This window comes from Rhodococcus sp. BH5 (assembly GCF_027583855.1).
In the GTDB taxonomy this organism is placed as follows: domain Bacteria; phylum Actinomycetota; class Actinomycetes; order Mycobacteriales; family Mycobacteriaceae; genus Rhodococcus_F; species Rhodococcus_F qingshengii.
The window spans coordinates 180,044-195,070 of the sequence record NZ_JAJHVW010000002.1 but is presented as its reverse complement, the minus strand read 5'-3'; the positions used below and the strand labels follow the sequence as shown (position 1 = coordinate 195,070).

At 61.6% G+C, this 15,027-nt stretch carries 19 protein-coding genes and 1 tRNA gene; 14 read left to right on the top strand and 6 right to left on the bottom strand.

The window, feature by feature from the left end; translation table 11 throughout:
• Positions 1-120: 120 nt before the first annotated feature.
• The 4 genes from glp to RhoBH5_RS07160 all read left to right on the top strand — a co-directional run bounded on the left by glp (position 121) and on the right by RhoBH5_RS07160 (position 3,217).
• Positions 121-1,380, top strand: a complete 1,260-nt coding sequence (gene glp / locus RhoBH5_RS07175; RefSeq protein WP_007727526.1) for a molybdotransferase-like divisome protein Glp — start codon at positions 121-123, stop codon at positions 1,378-1,380.
• Positions 1,381-1,401: 21 nt separating this feature from the next.
• Complete coding sequence (locus RhoBH5_RS07170; RefSeq protein ID WP_007727523.1) at positions 1,402-2,037, top strand: GNAT family N-acetyltransferase; 636 nt, start codon at positions 1,402-1,404, stop codon at positions 2,035-2,037.
• A gap of 267 nt (positions 2,038-2,304) precedes the next feature.
• Entirely contained in the window at positions 2,305-3,039 is a 735-nt protein-coding gene (sepX, locus tag RhoBH5_RS07165; RefSeq protein WP_007727521.1) for a divisome protein SepX/GlpR, read from the top strand.
• Between the two features lie 102 nt (positions 3,040-3,141).
• Positions 3,142-3,217 (top strand) — tRNA-Ala (locus tag RhoBH5_RS07160).
• Positions 3,218-3,509: 292 nt separating this feature from the next.
• Here RhoBH5_RS07160 and RhoBH5_RS07155 read toward each other — a convergent pair.
• Both RhoBH5_RS07155 and RhoBH5_RS07150 read right to left on the bottom strand, forming a co-directional pair.
• Complete coding sequence (locus RhoBH5_RS07155) at positions 3,510-3,785, bottom strand: hypothetical protein (RefSeq protein ID WP_270008105.1); 276 nt, start codon at positions 3,783-3,785, stop codon at positions 3,510-3,512.
• Positions 3,786-3,787: 2 nt separating this feature from the next.
• The gene (locus RhoBH5_RS07150) at positions 3,788-4,660 is read right to left on the bottom strand and encodes a hypothetical protein (RefSeq protein ID WP_270008104.1); all 873 of its coding nucleotides are present in this window, start codon (positions 4,658-4,660) and stop codon (positions 3,788-3,790) included.
• A gap of 178 nt (positions 4,661-4,838) precedes the next feature.
• Between RhoBH5_RS07150 and RhoBH5_RS07145 the strand changes: the two genes are divergently transcribed.
• Positions 4,839-5,339 carry an ImmA/IrrE family metallo-endopeptidase gene (locus RhoBH5_RS07145; protein WP_003946241.1) on the top strand — a complete coding sequence of 167 codons (501 nt, stop codon included), beginning with the start codon at positions 4,839-4,841 and terminating at the stop codon, positions 5,337-5,339.
• Positions 5,336-6,337, top strand: a complete 1,002-nt coding sequence (locus tag RhoBH5_RS07140) for a hypothetical protein (protein WP_003946245.1) — start codon at positions 5,336-5,338, stop codon at positions 6,335-6,337. Before RhoBH5_RS07145 ends, RhoBH5_RS07140 begins: the two co-directional genes overlap by 4 nt.
• 60 nt (positions 6,338-6,397) lie before the next feature.
• Here RhoBH5_RS07140 and RhoBH5_RS07135 read toward each other — a convergent pair whose 3' ends face one another.
• Positions 6,398-6,814: a helix-turn-helix domain-containing protein gene (locus RhoBH5_RS07135; protein ID WP_003946231.1), complete on the bottom strand. Its 417-nt coding sequence runs from the start codon at positions 6,812-6,814 to the stop codon at positions 6,398-6,400.
• A gap of 479 nt (positions 6,815-7,293) precedes the next feature.
• Between RhoBH5_RS07135 and RhoBH5_RS07130 the strand changes: the two genes are divergently transcribed.
• The 3 genes from RhoBH5_RS07130 (at position 7,294) to RhoBH5_RS07120 (ending at position 8,971) form a co-directional block, all read left to right on the top strand.
• The gene (locus tag RhoBH5_RS07130) at positions 7,294-7,449 is read left to right on the top strand and encodes a hypothetical protein (protein WP_003946253.1); all 156 of its coding nucleotides are present in this window, start codon (positions 7,294-7,296) and stop codon (positions 7,447-7,449) included.
• A gap of 145 nt (positions 7,450-7,594) precedes the next feature.
• Complete coding sequence (locus RhoBH5_RS07125) at positions 7,595-8,440, top strand: SDR family oxidoreductase (protein WP_270008103.1); 846 nt, start codon at positions 7,595-7,597, stop codon at positions 8,438-8,440.
• Between the two features lie 48 nt (positions 8,441-8,488).
• On the top strand, positions 8,489-8,971 hold the full coding sequence (locus tag RhoBH5_RS07120; protein WP_030536322.1) for a DUF2505 domain-containing protein: 483 nt from the start codon (positions 8,489-8,491) through the stop codon (positions 8,969-8,971).
• Here RhoBH5_RS07120 and soxR read toward each other — a convergent pair.
• Together soxR and RhoBH5_RS07110 are read right to left on the bottom strand one after the other, a co-directional pair.
• On the bottom strand, positions 8,957-9,436 hold the full coding sequence (gene soxR, locus RhoBH5_RS07115) for a redox-sensitive transcriptional activator SoxR (protein ID WP_003946250.1): 480 nt from the start codon (positions 9,434-9,436) through the stop codon (positions 8,957-8,959). The genes RhoBH5_RS07120 and soxR overlap by 15 nt on opposite strands.
• Before the next feature lie 5 nt (positions 9,437-9,441).
• Positions 9,442-9,930 (bottom strand): FABP family protein, encoded by a 489-nt coding sequence (locus tag RhoBH5_RS07110; RefSeq protein ID WP_042921290.1) that lies wholly within the window; start codon positions 9,928-9,930, stop codon positions 9,442-9,444.
• Positions 9,931-10,029: 99 nt separating this feature from the next.
• Between RhoBH5_RS07110 and arcA the strand changes: the two genes are divergently transcribed.
• Positions 10,030-11,247, top strand: a complete 1,218-nt coding sequence (gene arcA / locus RhoBH5_RS07105; protein ID WP_270008102.1) for an arginine deiminase — start codon at positions 10,030-10,032, stop codon at positions 11,245-11,247.
• 13 nt (positions 11,248-11,260) lie between these two features.
• On the opposite strand, the gene arsC is transcribed toward arcA, so the two are convergent.
• Positions 11,261-11,614: an arsenate reductase (glutaredoxin) gene (gene arsC / locus RhoBH5_RS07100; RefSeq protein WP_270008101.1), complete on the bottom strand. Its 354-nt coding sequence runs from the start codon at positions 11,612-11,614 to the stop codon at positions 11,261-11,263.
• 94 nt (positions 11,615-11,708) lie between these two features.
• Between arsC and RhoBH5_RS07095 the strand changes: the two genes are divergently transcribed.
• The 4 genes from RhoBH5_RS07095 to RhoBH5_RS07080 all read left to right on the top strand — a co-directional run bounded on the left by RhoBH5_RS07095 (position 11,709) and on the right by RhoBH5_RS07080 (position 14,993).
• Positions 11,709-12,392 carry an SDR family oxidoreductase gene (locus tag RhoBH5_RS07095; RefSeq protein WP_003946268.1) on the top strand — a complete coding sequence of 228 codons (684 nt, stop codon included), beginning with the start codon at positions 11,709-11,711 and terminating at the stop codon, positions 12,390-12,392.
• A gap of 42 nt (positions 12,393-12,434) precedes the next feature.
• On the top strand, positions 12,435-12,794 hold the full coding sequence (locus RhoBH5_RS07090; RefSeq protein ID WP_003946225.1) for a GntR family transcriptional regulator: 360 nt from the start codon (positions 12,435-12,437) through the stop codon (positions 12,792-12,794).
• A gap of 48 nt (positions 12,795-12,842) precedes the next feature.
• Positions 12,843-13,274, top strand: a complete 432-nt coding sequence (locus tag RhoBH5_RS07085) for a DoxX family protein (protein WP_003946228.1) — start codon at positions 12,843-12,845, stop codon at positions 13,272-13,274.
• An 84-nt stretch (positions 13,275-13,358) separates the two neighbouring features.
• On the top strand, positions 13,359-14,993 hold the full coding sequence (locus RhoBH5_RS07080; protein ID WP_003946258.1) for a BCCT family transporter: 1,635 nt from the start codon (positions 13,359-13,361) through the stop codon (positions 14,991-14,993).
• The last annotated feature ends 34 nt before the right edge of the window (positions 14,994-15,027 follow it).

Below are 15,027 nucleotides of genomic sequence, written 5' to 3'. Positions count from 1 at the left end.
TCGCCACGGTGGTTGATCGCCCGATAACGCAGTATCAATGTGCTTGTCCCTTTTCGGCGGCAAGGCATCATGAGCTGACGGATATCACCGAATTTCCAGACACAGGAGGACGCGGACCAGATGCGGTCGGTTGAGGAGCAGCAGACCAGGGTTACCGCTGCTGCAGTGGCACCCCGTCCGGTTCGGGTCGCCATCTCGGAGGCGCAGGGACTGCTGTGTGCCGAGGAAGTGGTGACCGAACGCCCATTGCCGGGATTCGATCAAGCTGCCATCGACGGTTACGCGGTTCGTAGTGTCGATGTCGCCGGCGCCGGAGCCGACCTCCGAGGCGAGGACGGCGAGCCTACCGACCTCACCTTGCCGGTGGTCGGTGAGGTGACGGCGGGCTCACGCCAACCGATCCGCTTGCAACCTCGCCAGGCCGTCCGAGTCGACACCGGCGCGCCTTTGCCCACGCTGGCCGACGCAGTTCTTCCGCTCGAGAACACCGACGGTGGTCGCGCTCGCGTTCGGATCTTCGAGCCGGTGCGTTCGGGCGATTACGTTCGCCGTGCAGGCGACGACGTCCAGCCGGGCGACGTGGCCGTTCGGGCAGGCACCATCATCGGAGCCGCACAGGTCGGGTTGCTTGCCGCGGTCGGCCGCGACAAAGTACTCGTCCATCCGCGTCCGCGCCTCTCCGTCATCAGCGTCGGTGGAGAACTCGTCGACGTGGATCGCACGCCGGGACCTGGTCAGGTTTACGACGTCAATTCGTATGCCCTCGCCGCCGCAGCGCGCGATGCCGGCGCCGACGTCAACCGTGTGGGAATCGCAGGCAACGACTCGCGTCGTCTTCGCGAAGTAGTCGAGGGACAGCTGATTCGCTCGGAAATCGTTGTCATCGCCGGTGCCGTGGGCGGCGGAGCGTCCGACGAGGTTCGTGAGGCGCTTGCCGACCTGGGGACACTCGAGGTGGAGCGCGTTGCCATGCATCCGGGATCGGTGCAAGGCTTCGGAAAGCTGGGAAGGGACGAGGTTCCGACCTTTCTCCTACCGTCCAACCCGGTCAGCGCACTGGTGGTATTCGAAGTCATGGTTCGCCCGCTGATCAGAATCGCGCTCGGACGCCGCCAGCCGATGCGGCGAGTAGTGAAGGCGCGGACAGTGGGAACGATCACGTCGATTGCCGATCGCAAGGGTTTTCTGCGTGGTCAGCTGATGCGTGACGAAGCGACAGGGGAGTACCTCGTGCAGGCCCTCGGGGGTGCGCCCGGTGCGTCCTCACATCTCCTCGCGACCTTGGCGGAAGCCAATTGCTTGGTTCTGGTCGATCGAGACGTCACCGAAGTGCACATCGGTGAAGAAGTCGACGTAGCTTTTCTCGCCCAACGTGGGTAACGCCGACCCGAGTGGGGTGTGATGTCAGTCCATCCAGGATGGCCGGAAGATCTCGGCCCGCTGCGAGTGCCCGCGGGAGTGGTGACCGTCCGCCCCGTGAAGCTCCGTGACGCTGCTGTATGGAGTCGTCTCCGCATTCGCGATCGCGAGCACCTCGAGCCGTGGGAGCCCACCGGAGAATCGCCCTGGGATGCTCGCCACCACATCACCGTCTGGCCGTCCCTGTGCGGAAACCTTCGCTCCGAAGCGCGCAAGGGCAGGATCCTTCCCCTGGTGATCGAACTCGACGGGAAGTACTGCGGGCAGGTCACCATCGGAAATGTGGTGCGCGGCGCTCTGCGGTCCGCCTGGGTGGGCTATTGGGTCGCCTCGCACGTGACCGGTGGGGGCGTAGCCACAGCTGCCGTTGCACTCACACTCGATCACGCATTCTCGAAGGTCGGTCTGCATCGAGTGGAGGCCACTGTTCGGCCGGAGAACGCGTCGAGTCGCGCAGTCCTACGAAATGTTGGGTTCCGGGAGGAAGGTCTTCTCAAGCGCTACCTCGATGTCGACGGCCAATGGCGTGATCATCTTCTGGTCGGAATGACCATCGAGGAAGTACCCACCACCGTCGTCGACAGATTGGTGCGGTCCGGACGCGCTTCGTGGGTGTGACGAAGACGGCGCCAGAAGCGTGAGAAACGCGAGCTAAACAGCAGTTACCGCTGAGTAGTCTAACTTTCGGTCGGGAAAATGTGGTTTTTGATTCAACCAGAACTTGAGACTTTTGGGCCTGAACCGGAAGTTCAGTTCGGTACGCGTGTGACACATGAGTATGGTGGGGTTCGGCGCGTCGGCAACGATGCGAGGGCGTCGGCCGTTAACCTTGACTCGTCAACGGCTGGCATAGGTGCTGGTAGGTGATCGGGAGGAGGCCGCGGCATGCCTAGCTCATTCGTGTGGATCGGGCTGGTGGCCGTGTGGCTGTTCGTCCTGGTGCCGATGCTTGTCAACAAGCGCCCCAGGATCCGGCAGACGAGTGACGCGGCACTCGCGACTCGAGTACTCCACCGCGGCGACAGCAACCCTGTTCAGCGCGGGCCGGCAGCAGGACATCGAAGCGATCCGAACTGGCAACCAGAACCAGTGCGCAGCAGCTACGACGCGGAGGACCAGATGGACACTCACGCAGAAGACGACTACGCCGGCGGTCGTGCACCGGTCGGAGAATTTGTTCCGGTTCGGCGCGGCCGAGGCGGATTCGACCCCGAAGCGGATGCCATCGCCCGGGAGGCGCGGTATGCATTCCGTCAGCGGACGTTGCTGGGACTTGCGTTCGTCGCGATTCTCTCGGGCGCTCTCGCATTGATCATCTCGCCGATGGTGTGGTGGTTGTTTGCGCTGACCGTGTGCGGCCTCGGCGGGTACATGGCGTACTTGCGTCGGCAGGTTCGGATCGAGCAAGAGATTCGCCGCCGTCGTACCGAACGCCTCAACCGATCGCGACTCGGAGTCGAATCGCACACCGACGAAGAGCTTCGCCTGATTCCGGCGCGACTGCGTCGGCCAGGAGCGGTTGTCCTCGAGGTCGACGACGAAGATCCGGTGTTCGATCACCTGGATCACTACGAAGAAGAGATCAGGCACACCGAGATGCGTCGCGCGTCCGGTCAGTGATCTTCTGGGCCGATCTCGTCGGGCCGAAAGTTCGTGTCGGGTGATTCCAACGGGAGTATTCGTTCCTGTTAGAGTTGCCGAGCACCGCTGAGGCGGTGGCACGGGGCTGTGGCGCAGTTGGTAGCGCGCTTCGTTCGCATCGAAGAGGTCAGGGGTTCGATTCCCCTCAGCTCCACCAAGAAGTACCAGCGAAAAGGGTCTTTCAACGAAAGTTGAACGACCCTTTCCTGCATTTTCAGGGCCTGCCCGAATTGCGAGGATTCGATCTGAGTGTGCGCCGTTTCATACGATTGCGACCGCTGATCCGGACCGTTGAGCTTCCAAGTGAGGGATGATCCTTGGGCGGATACATGTTTGCCGGAAATGTAACGAGGGTGTGTCCGGTGCGATAGGCACGGTGAGTCTGCCGCAGTTTTCCGCAGGTCGGACGTATGTGTCGGGGAGGAATGTCGATGAGCCAGCCACGACGGCTAGCGATGATGCTTGTTGCTGTGATGTGCCTGATGGGTATCGGCGTCCTTGCCGTATCGGTCTTCCCCGCTATCGTCGCCGCCCAACCTGGCGGCAACAGCGGTGGTGGCAACAACGGCAATGGAAACGGCAATTACGGCAACAACGGCGGCAATAACAACGGCAACGGTGGCGGTCACAACGGCAACGGCGGCAATAACAACGGCAACGGTGGCGGTCACAACGGCAACGGTGGCGGCAACAACGGCAACGGCAACTATGGCTGGCATTGTCACCGTCACAACTGCGGCACGACCGTAATTCCGACACCGACCACGACGAATGAGCCGACGACGACTGAGCCGACGACCACGACTGAGCCGACGACGACTGAGCCGACGACGACTGAGCCGACGACCACGACTGAGCCGACGACGACTGAGCCGACGACGACTGAGCCGACGACGACTGAGCCGACCACGACGACTGAGCCGACGACCACGACTGAGCCGACGACGACTGAGCCCACGACGACTGAGCCGACCACGACTGAGCCGACCACGACTGAGCCGACGACGACTGAGCCGACCACGACTGAGCCGACCACGACTGAGCCGACCACGACTGAGCCGACCACGACTGAGCCGACCACGACTGAGCCGACCACGACTGAGCCGACCACGACTGAGCCGACCACGACGACTGAGCCGACCACGACTGAGCCCACGACGACTGAGCCCACGACGACTGAGCCCACGACCACGACTGAGCCCACGACCAACCCTTCGGCGTCGCAACGTCCGAGCAGCAGCGCTTCCCCCGCGACCAACGCAACTTCTGCGACCAACGCAACTTCGCAGACCGAGAGTCCTTCGAGCCAAGCACCCTCCGAGACGCAGTCTCCTTCCGAATCGCAGCCGAGTTCCGAGCAGTCGTCCGCGGTAGCGGCTCCGCCGGCTGGACCGTCTGATCCGCAGGGACCGTCAGCGGGCGGCGGAGCGCCTGCACCCTCTGCCGGTGGACCGGCGAACGCTGCGCCGGGCGCAGTCGCAGCCCCTTCCGCACCCGAGGTTCTGGCCGCACCCGCACCCGTAGCTCCGCAGGTACCGTCGAACGTTCCGAACGTCGCGGCTCCGACTGACAACCCGCAGGCATTTCCGACGGCGTTCACTCAAGGGCTTCCGCCGATTCTCAACGCCGCCGCCGTCGCCGGCGGTGTAGGCGGAATGGCAGTGGTAGCGGCCGGTGCGGGAGCACTGACTTTTCGCGGAGCATCGCTGCAGAAGGCGCGATTGGCTGCCGCGCGTGCCGAATTCCTGGCACCCGGATCACAGGGAGGTGCGTGAGTCGTGCCGGACAGACGTTCACATCGCCGCGTTCTGGCCGCGGTGGATGCCGTATGCGACGCAGCAGCGTCGTCGGAGGCTGTGTCACTGCTGACGGTAGTGCAGACAGTTGCCCGCGAGCGTGGGCGCCCGATCGAGATCGATCTGGAAACCCCGCTCGCCACCGGAGTGTGCGGTCAGCGCCGAGCCTACGACGACCACGACGTCATCGTCTTGGCCCCCGGACTTCCCAATGTCGAGCGAACTCTGGCACATGAGTTGGGGCACATAGTGTTTCGGCACGAGGGTGCCGAGATCGCCGAGGCGACGCTCGAGGTCAGTGACGATTTGATCGCCTACATGTTGAGTCAACGTTCTCTGCGGCGCAACGAACCCGTGCCGATGGATGACATCGCGGAGTGGGAAGCCGAGACGTTCGCGTCGATGTTGATCATGCGTCTGCGAACGATGAGTGGCCGTGGGACACCGCTGTCGGTGTTGCGGTACGACGAGGCGATCGGATGATCTTTTGGGCTGTGGCCCTTCTCGTCTGGGTTGCAGCCGGCGCGAGACTGGGTCGAGTTGTCGCGCGCACCGCGACGCCGTTGCGAATGTCGATGGTCTTCGCCGGCTTCTCGGTCGCATTGTCGTCGACGGTCATGGTGCCGGCGGTATGGGACATCGTCGATCGCATTGCGCCGGAGCAGCATGCCGCCGCGATGATCGTCATCGTCTTGTGGACAGCGTTGTCTGCGGCCAGTGCAGTCGGCGCCGTGTCTGCCTGGCCGGTGATGTCACGTCCGGCTATGCGCGGCCTCGCCACCGTGCTGTACTCAGTGGGGCTCCTGGTGGCGATCGCGGTTCTCTTCGGCTACCCGGCGCCGGCCCTGATCTTTATCATCGTCGCTCTGTCCCTTGTCATTTCGACGGGGCTACGGCACGTTGCGTGGGCGCCGTTGGGGCGCGGAATCGCGTTGATCGTGACCGGTTCGTCGATCCTGCTCGTCGTGGTCGTCGTGATGCTTGTCGAATCGATCGGTGGCACCGGCGCACTCGAATCGGATATCTGGACGGGCGCAGGGGTGTGGTTCATCGCTGCCTCGAGTGTTCTGATTGCGCTGGGCATCACGTGGGTGCTTCTCGAGACCTGGTTACGTGCGCGACGAGATCTGTACCGGCTGCGGCGGATGCACGCGCTTCTCGTCAAGCGATTCCCCGAGGTAGTCGACGCGGACAGCGCCGGGAGTACCTCTGTGCTGCGGGCATCGGACATGATCGCGCAGATCATGGATGCGATGTACATCCAGTCCGGCGCCGGGATGTTCGACGTCGGTGGTCAGGAACCGCCGCGGGCCGTCACTGCACACGCGGGGATTTTGGCGGGGTGGATCGCCGATCCCTTGGCCTCGGATGTGTTGGACACCAGGTGGATTGCGCCTCCTGAGAAGATGTCGGCGCGCCGATGGGTGTTGTTGTTGGCGAAAGAACTCGATGAAACGACAAAAGTAGGTCGACGTTCGTAGTCGACCTACTCCATGTCATTGCAGTGCTCGAGATCGAGTCAGTGCTTCAGCACGTTCACATCAGCGTGACGCGTCAGGCGGAACCTCTGGCAAACCTTCACTCGCGCGGAGCTTTTCAGCCATCGTGGTGAGTAGATTCTGCGATTCTTCCGAGAGGTCGAATGCACGGCTCGAGAGGCGGCGAAGCCCGTAGCCTTGGAGCTGTGAGAGCAGTTCGAGATCGTGATCGATCTTGGCTGCGTAGATGTCGTTGAAGAAGTAGTCGGGCTTCACCTTGAAGAACCGGGCGAAGGCTGCGACTGTCTCGTCTGAGGGGTTGGTGCGCTGTCCCGAGCGGAGCTGCGAGATGTACGGCTTGGAGATCTGATGGCCGTCTTCGATGAGCGCTGCCGCAACCTCGGCGTTGGTATGGGGTTTGCGCCCCGGAGGATGAACACTGTCGAACAGTTTGTTCAATCGTTCTGCAAAGTCAGCCATTGTGAACCGCCCCGTAATCCTCTCTAGCTAGCAATTGTCCGTTCAGTGAATCCTACGGTATCACGCGGATAACCGATCGGTAGCTCACCGTAGTCTGTTTAGTGGACTAGTTGTCAAATGTGTCCGAGATTCGATTCGTCCGGCCAATGAGTGCTCAGCTATGTCTCAGCGCACATTGAGTTTCCGCCACACGGAAATGTGCAGCTACGACTGCGCTATTCGAACCTTCCAGTACTTGGCCAATATGCCCAATATCAAACCTTTTACCCGTTTTGGCGATATTAGCTATGCGTTAGCCTGGTTTTTCACAACTATTTCGATTGAAAAACTGCAGTTCAAGCGATGTTTGAAGGTTTGGGGTCGCGATCAGGGTGGCTGGTTGCGATGTCATGCGGATCACCTCGGGGTTGAACCTTGAACGGTTTGCCGGATTGCGATCTGTGCTAGCTAAACCCTCCGAGTGGGTGCAGAATTGTGACATGAAACACACGATGAGCGATGATGAATTGCGCCGCGCAATCCGTGAAATTCAGGATCGAGCCCACGACGCACGCAAGCGTGGGGACGATGTAGCGGCGGAAGAACTCGACCGTACGGTCAAGGGCTATCAAGAGCAGATGATGCAGCGTCTCTAGTGCTCGCTGCGGTCGTCTCTGTGCGGTGTTTGCGCGGAGTACGGCCGTGCCCCGCAGGTCGTCTTGCGTGTTTCAGGGCGGCCGCACCGTGCGTGCGTAGACTTTCCCGCATGTCCACAGTACGAGTGCGGGGGAGTGTTCATCCATGTCTGTAAGGTCGCTCGACGGCAAGAAATGCCTGATCACCGGCGCCGGTAGTGGAATTGGACGTGCAACTGCGCTGCGTGCATCAGAGGTCGGCGCCGAATTGTTTCTCACCGATATCAACAGCGTCGGATTGGAAGAGACGGTCGCGATGGTCGGCGCCGGCGGCGGCACGGTCAGCATGGCGAAGGCACTCGATATCTCGGACTACGACGAGGTCGTGAAATTCGGTACCGAGATTCACACTCAATTTTCTTCGATGGATGTCGTCATGAATATCGCCGGCATTTCAGCGTGGGGAACTATCGAGAACCTCGAACATCGGCATTGGAAGTCCATGGTGGACGTCAACCTGATGGGGCCGATCCATGTCATGGAGACGTTTGTTCCACCCATGATTCGTGCCGGCAAGGGTGGACACCTGGTCAACGTGTCTTCGGCTGCCGGACTTTTGGCCCTGCCGTGGCACGCCGCCTACAGTGCGAGCAAGTTCGGCCTTCGCGGGGTGTCCGAGGTGCTGCGATTCGATCTGAAGCGGCACGGAATCGGGGTCAGTCTGGTTGTGCCGGGTGGGGTGAAGACGCCATTGGTGGGAACCGTGGAAATAGCGGGTATCGACAGGAGCGACCCGCGGGTCGAAAAACTCACGCACCGGTTCGAGGCGCGTGCTGTCTCCCCGGAGAAGGTGGCGTCGTGCATTCTGCGGGGAATCGAGAAGAATACGTACCTCGTATATACGTCCAATGACATCCGATTCGGATACTGGTGGGCGCGCAAATTCGCCCTGCCTTACGAGTTCGTGATGCAAAAAGCGAACGACCAGTTCAGTAAATTGCTCAAGCGATGAGCGTTAACTCCGCCGGGACTTTTATCTAGTCGAATAGGGACCAAAGTCATGCCGAAGAGTTTTCACTTCGATATCGAATTCAAATATCCGATCGACGACGTGCATCGAACTTTGACCGACCCGAATTATTGGAAAGGCAGACTCGGAGACCTTTATGCCACCTCGGACATCGAAGTTCGAGACGGATCGATCGAAGTATCCGTGTCCGAGGAAATCGACTCCGCCTCCCTCCCGAGCCTGGTCGCCAAGGTTGCGCCGAGTCGGCTCGGTCTGAAACGGGTCGATCGGTGGGGACCGCTGTCGGACGGGCGTGCAGCAGGGTCGGTCACCGGAATCGCGCGGGGACTGCCGATCCGAATCGAGACGACGCTCGATCTCACCGCCGCCGAGTCCTGCACGCGGTTGGTCGTCGACGGAACGGCTGAGGTGAAGATGCCGATCATCGGCGGCCAGATCGAGAAGTTGCTGAAGAAGACCGTCGAGGACTTGCTGGGGCGCGATCGGGACGCCGTTGAGTCATTTCTCGCCTGAGCCTGCACCGAAATCTACTTCCAGAACGCGCGCACCCGGGCCGGCGGATGCGAGTTGATCGTGCGGGTTGGCGAGGGCGCACCCCTCCAACGAGAGGCACCCGCAACCGATGCAACCGGTGAGGTTGTCCCGTAGACGTTCCAGTTGCTCGATGCGTAGATCGAGGTGGCGCCGCCACCCGGTCGACAATCTTTCCCAATCTGCGCGGTTCGGGGTACGGCCTTCAGGAAGTGTGCCGAGGGCCTCTCTGATTTCCGACAGCGGAATGCCGACGCGTTGCGAGATTCTGATGAAGGCGACGCGTCGAAGCGTGTCTCGTTGGTATCGGCGCTGGTTTCCGCTGGTCCGGCGACTGACGATGAGCCCTTCTCGTTCGTAGAAATGCAGGGCCGAGACGGCGACACCGCTGCGCTCGGAGAGCTGGCCGGGCGTGAGTTCCTTTGCCTTCCACGACGGCATCTCCATGGCGACTACCGGTCCGTCGCGCGGTGGAGGGTGGCGTGGAGATGATGCGTCAGCGGGGTGTCGCCGTGCGCCATCCACAGGTCGTATGTCAGCGTGTCGCCCTGAACGCACATGACTCGCCGAACGTCGTGAACCGGTTTTGCGTCGGGTGATGCTGCGAGCGTGAGACGGGTCAAGGCGAGAGTGCCTTCGGAGTCGAGGGTGCCGCGATGGATCTCGACGAATCCGGTGGGCTGGCTGACCAGCAATTCGAGCTCACCACCCGGTGTTGGGCGCAGGTATCCCGATTCCATGTGAAGCGGTCGTCCGTCGGGGAGCCCACGAGTGCGCGACGAGTAGGTGAGAAACGGTTTCGGGGTGGGCGCGAACTCGATCTCCTCGGAGTACTCGAAGTCGTCGATGGTGGGGAAATGTCCGGCTCCAGCGCCGACCCAGCGCCCGGTGAACCTCTCGATTCCGGCGCCGTTCAGCGCTGCCTGATCCGTACTACTCATTGCCTGGTCCTCTCGCCTGCGTCGGATCAGACGTTACGCGGGCCGGTACGACAGCTGCTTATCCCTGCTGGGTGGGGCCTACGGGATTAGTGTTCACTCATGAACGCTTCTGGCTCCGTCCCCCTCGGTGTCGATTCCGAGGTGGGCCGATTGCGATCGGTCATTCTTCATCGTCCTGGCGACGAGTTGAAACGATTGACTCCGCGCAACAACGACGAGCTGCTGTTCGACGCGTTGCCGTGGGTGGACCGCGCGCAGGAAGAACACGATCAGTTTGCGACCGTCCTTCGTGAGCGCGGCGTCGAGGTACTGCTTTTGTCCGATCTCCTCACCGAGGCGCTCGAGGTCAGTGGCGCAGCGAGGATCCAGGGAATCGCGGCCGCCGTCGACGCACGCAAGATCGGCCACGCGCTCGGGCAACACCTGGCCGCCTACCTGCGAAAGGTGGAGCCGAAGGAGCTTTCGTCGATCCTTACTGCAGGAATGACGTTCGACGAATTGCCGATCGATGCCGACTCGACCTCGTTGGTGCGCAGGATGCATCACGGCGGTGACTTCGTGATCGACCCGTTGCCCAACTTGCTCTTCACCCGTGATTCGTCGTTCTGGGTCGGGCCACGGGTCATCATCACGTCCTTGGCGTTGTCAGCGCGAGCTCGCGAATCCTCGATAACGGATCTCGTCTACGCGCATCACCCTCGATTCAAAGGCGTGCGCCGCGCGTACGAGTCGCACACGGCTCCTGTCGAGGGAGGTGACGTGCTGCTTCTCGCGCCGGGGGTGATCGCAATCGGTGTCGGTGAACGTACGTCACCCGCCGGAGCAGAAGCATTGGCGCGTAGCGTGTTCGACGACGGCCTCGCCCACACGGTGTTGGTTGTTCCGATCGAGCAACGCCGAGCGTCGATGCATCTCGACACGGTCTGCACCATGGTCGAGGCCGACGCGGTCGTCATGTATCCGGCCATTCAGGACACCCTGGCGGCGTTCACTCTGCGCAAGGAAGACGACGGGGTGAGTATTCGCGGTGCGACGCCGTTCCTCGAAGCGGCGGCCGACGCCATGGGAATCGGAAAACTGCGTGTGATCGACACCGGACTCGACACGGTGACTGCCGAGCGTGAGCAGTGGGACGACGGAAACAACACCCTCGCCGTCGAGCCTGGCGTCGTCGTCGCTTACGAGCGCAACGTCGAAACGAATGCCAGGCTGGAGGCCTCGGGTATCGAGATTTTGCGAATCGCGGGTTCGGAACTGGGGTCCGGCCGAGGTGGTCCTCGGTGCATGTCCTGCCCGATCGCCCGCGATCCGCTGTAAGCCGTCGACGCTGTCAGAGAATTTCTTCCACCTTGGCTGCAGGCCGCGCGAGGACGGTGCCTTTGTCGGTGACCACGAACGGGCGTTCGATCAGAATTGGGTGCTCGATCATCGCGTCGAGGATCTCGGATTCGGATGCATCGGCGAGCCCGAGTTCCTTGTACTGCGTTTCGCGCTTGCGAACGGCTTGGCTGGGCTCGAGGCCGGCGTCGGCGAGGAGTTTTTCCAGCTCGGATCGGGTAGGCGGAGTATCGAGGTACTTCACAATGGTCGGTTCGATGCCGGCGTCGAGGATAAGTCCGAGAACAGTCCGCGACGTGTTGCACCGTTGATTGTGGAAGATGGTTGCAGATGCCATGTCCGTCATTCTGCCTCTGTGTCCGAACTCGTGGGACAAACAGGGGAACAACGGACACCTCCGGCGCGCTGCACTTGAAGTACCGACTTGTGAGGAGAAAACGATGACGGAACATCGAAGTGTGGACGAACGGCGCGTGGTCATTGCCGGTGGGCACGGCAAGATCGCGCAGCACCTGACGTACCTGCTGGCAGGACATGGTGATCGGCCGGTAGCGCTGATCCGCAACTCCGCGCACGAGGGTGCGGTCCGCACACTCGGCGCGTTCCCCGTGGTGATCGATCTGGAATCCTCCACGGTCGAGGAAGTTGCGAAGGTACTCGACGGTGCCGACGTCGCGGTCTTCGCCGCGGGCGCCGGACCTGGTAGCTCGATCGAGCGGAAGGACTCCGTAGACCGAGCTGCGGCGGTGCTGTTGGCCGATGCCGCCGAGAAAGCGGGAGTGCGTCGGTTCATACAGATCAGCGCCATGGGTGCTGGTGACGAAATACCGGAGAACACCGACGAGGTTTTTGCCGCCTACCTGCGGGCGAAGACTGCAGCAGAGGAAGACCTGAAGACAAGGACTTCGCTGGATTGGACGATTCTTCGGCCAGGCCTTCTGACAGACGACGACCCCACCGGTGAAGTCCTTCTTGCAGAGCCACCCGTCGATCGAGGCTCTGTGCCTCGTGCAGATGTCGCCGCAGTGATCGAAGCGCTCATCGACGCGCCGTCCAGTGTCGGCAAGATATTGGTTCTGACCTCCGGCCCGCATACGATCCGCGAAGCGATCGAGGGTTTGTGAGAGAGAAGATGCTGTGACCGAGAAGATACGACGAGGGTGACGATGAAGATCGCGATCGAACACGATTCCTCCACAGCTCCGTACGACCAACTGCGGCAACAGATTATCGAGCAGGTTCACGGCGGCGGATTGATTGCGGGAACCAAGATCCCGACGGTGCGTGCATTGGCCTCGGAGCTGGGATTGGCGGCCAACACCGTCGCGAAGGCTTATCGCGCGCTCAGCGATCAGGGCGTGATCGAGACGAGGGGAAAGCAAGGGACGTTCATCGCTTCGGGGACCGATCCGGTGCAGGCGCAGGCGGAGCAGGCGGCGACCGCGTTTGCGCATAAGGTCCGCTCGCTCGGGTACTCCGACACTGAGATCGTCGCCATGGTGGAGTCGGCATTGAGAGGTGCGTGACACATTGATTAAGTTGACGCTTCAACTTAAAGCTGTCAGTCTTGGCTCATGAATTCGTCGATTGCTCGTGACCTCGGACTCCTCATCGCCCGTGTCGGCCTCGGGATCATCTTCATCGCCCACGGTTGGCAGAAGTTCTTCACCTACAAGATCGCCGGAACGCAGGCCGCATTCGAAGGGATGGGCGCCCCGCTCCCCAAGATTTCTGCAGTTCTGGCAGCATCCATCGAACTCGGTGGCGGCATCCTGCTCATCGCGGGTCTGCTGACCCCGCTCGTCGGCGCACTGCTGTTCCTCGACATGGTCGGCGCGTTCTTCATCGTGCACGCCGACAAGGGCGTCTTCATAGACAACGGCGGCTATGAACTCGTCGTCGCACTCGGTGTCGGTTCGCTCTTGATCGCTGTTATCGGCGCAGGACGCATCAGCATCGACGGATTGATCGGCAAGGGCAACGGTTGGGTTAAAACCCCAGCTTGATCGGGGTGAGAAGGCGGGTTCAACGGCTGTTGAGCCCGCCTTCCAGCTTGCTTTTGGCCCACAAAGTGACGAACGTAGTCATCTATGGTGACGAAATCTGATCGATCCGAACAAGATTCCGGGGCCAACGAAGAGCGCCCGGAGACGGGCTTTACTCGGGTAGGCGTTCGGACCGACTACGTGGTGTTTTCCGTGGCGGCCGCAGCGGTGCTGGCTATTGTCGTGTGGGGTCTCGTAGCTCCCGACAACCTGAACTCGGTAACCGGAAGTGTTCTCGGCTGGTTGGTGACGAACATCGGCTGGCTCTTCGTACTCGCAGCTTCGGCTTTCGTGCTGTTTTCCATCTACCTCGCTGTCAGTCGATTCGGCGACATTCCGCTGGGCAAAGACGGTGAGAAGCCCGAGTTCCGAACCGTCAGCTGGATCGCCATGATGTTCAGCGCCGGCATGGGCATCGGCCTGATGTTCTTCGGTGTCGCGGAACCGCTTGCGCACTACGTGACTCCGCCTCCCGGCACCGACGGTGGCGTCGGAACTGCCATGGCTACCACCATGTTTCACTGGGGTCTTCATCCTTGGGCGATGTATGCCGTTGTGGGCCTTGCCATTGCGTACGGGTCGTATCGCCGAGGACGCAAGCAACTGTTCAGTTCGGCCTTCATCCCGTTGCTCGGTCGCAAAGCCGAAGGGCCGATCGGCAAGGTCATCGACATCCTGGCAATCTTTGCGACACTTTTCGGCACCGCAGCATCTTTGGGGCTCGGCGCACTTCAGATCGGCTCCGGTTTCGAGGTAGTCGGCTGGATGGAAGAAGCCGGCGTATTCCTGCTCGTGGCCATCGTTGCGGTGCTGACCCTGGCGTTCGTCGCTTCGGCAGTTTCCGGTGTGGCCAAGGGAATTCAGTGGCTCTCCAACATCAACATGGTGCTAGCGCTGATCTTGGCCCTGTTCGTGTTCGTTCTCGGGCCGACCGTGCTGATTCTCAATCTGCTCCCGACGACCATTGGTGCATACGTTTCCGACCTCGCCCAGATGTCGGCCCGCACGGGTGCATCGTCGAATCCTGAAACCGGCGCGTGGCTTTCGTCGTGGACGATCTTCTACTGGGCATGGTGGGTGTCGTGGACGCCGTTCGTCGGCATGTTCCTGGCCCGCATCAGCCGCGGCCGCACGATCCGCCAGTTCATCGTCGGCGTCATCGCCGTTCCCACGACTGTCAGCTTGCTCTGGTTCGCGATCTTCGGCGGCGCAGGCATCGGCGAGGAACGCGACGGAATCGGCTTGTCCGGCCGAGGCTCGGAAGAGGCTCAATTGTTCGGGATGCTCGACAATCTGCCGTTGGCCGGAGTGACGACTGTCCTCGTCATGCTGCTCGTGGCAGTGTTCTTCGTTTCCGGCGCCGACGCTGCGTCGATGGTGATGGGGACGCTCTCGCAGCGTGGAACGCTCGAACCGAGTCGCTGGGTCGTGGTGTTCTGGGGCATGTTGACCGGTGGCGTCGCGGCGCTTCTGCTGTGGACCGGTGGTTCCGAAGCGCTCGACGGCTTGCAGACCATGACGATCATCGCTGCGGCGCCGTTCGTGCTGGTCATGATCGGATTGTGCTTCTCGCTGTACAAGGATCTTTCGCACGACCCGATCATCATTGCGGCGAAGGAGCAGAAACGTGCTCTCCTACGCCCGCGCCGAGGACGCCGTGTGGGTAAGTCTGTGGAGTAGGACTTGAGCGGAGTAGGACTTGAACTGTGAAGGG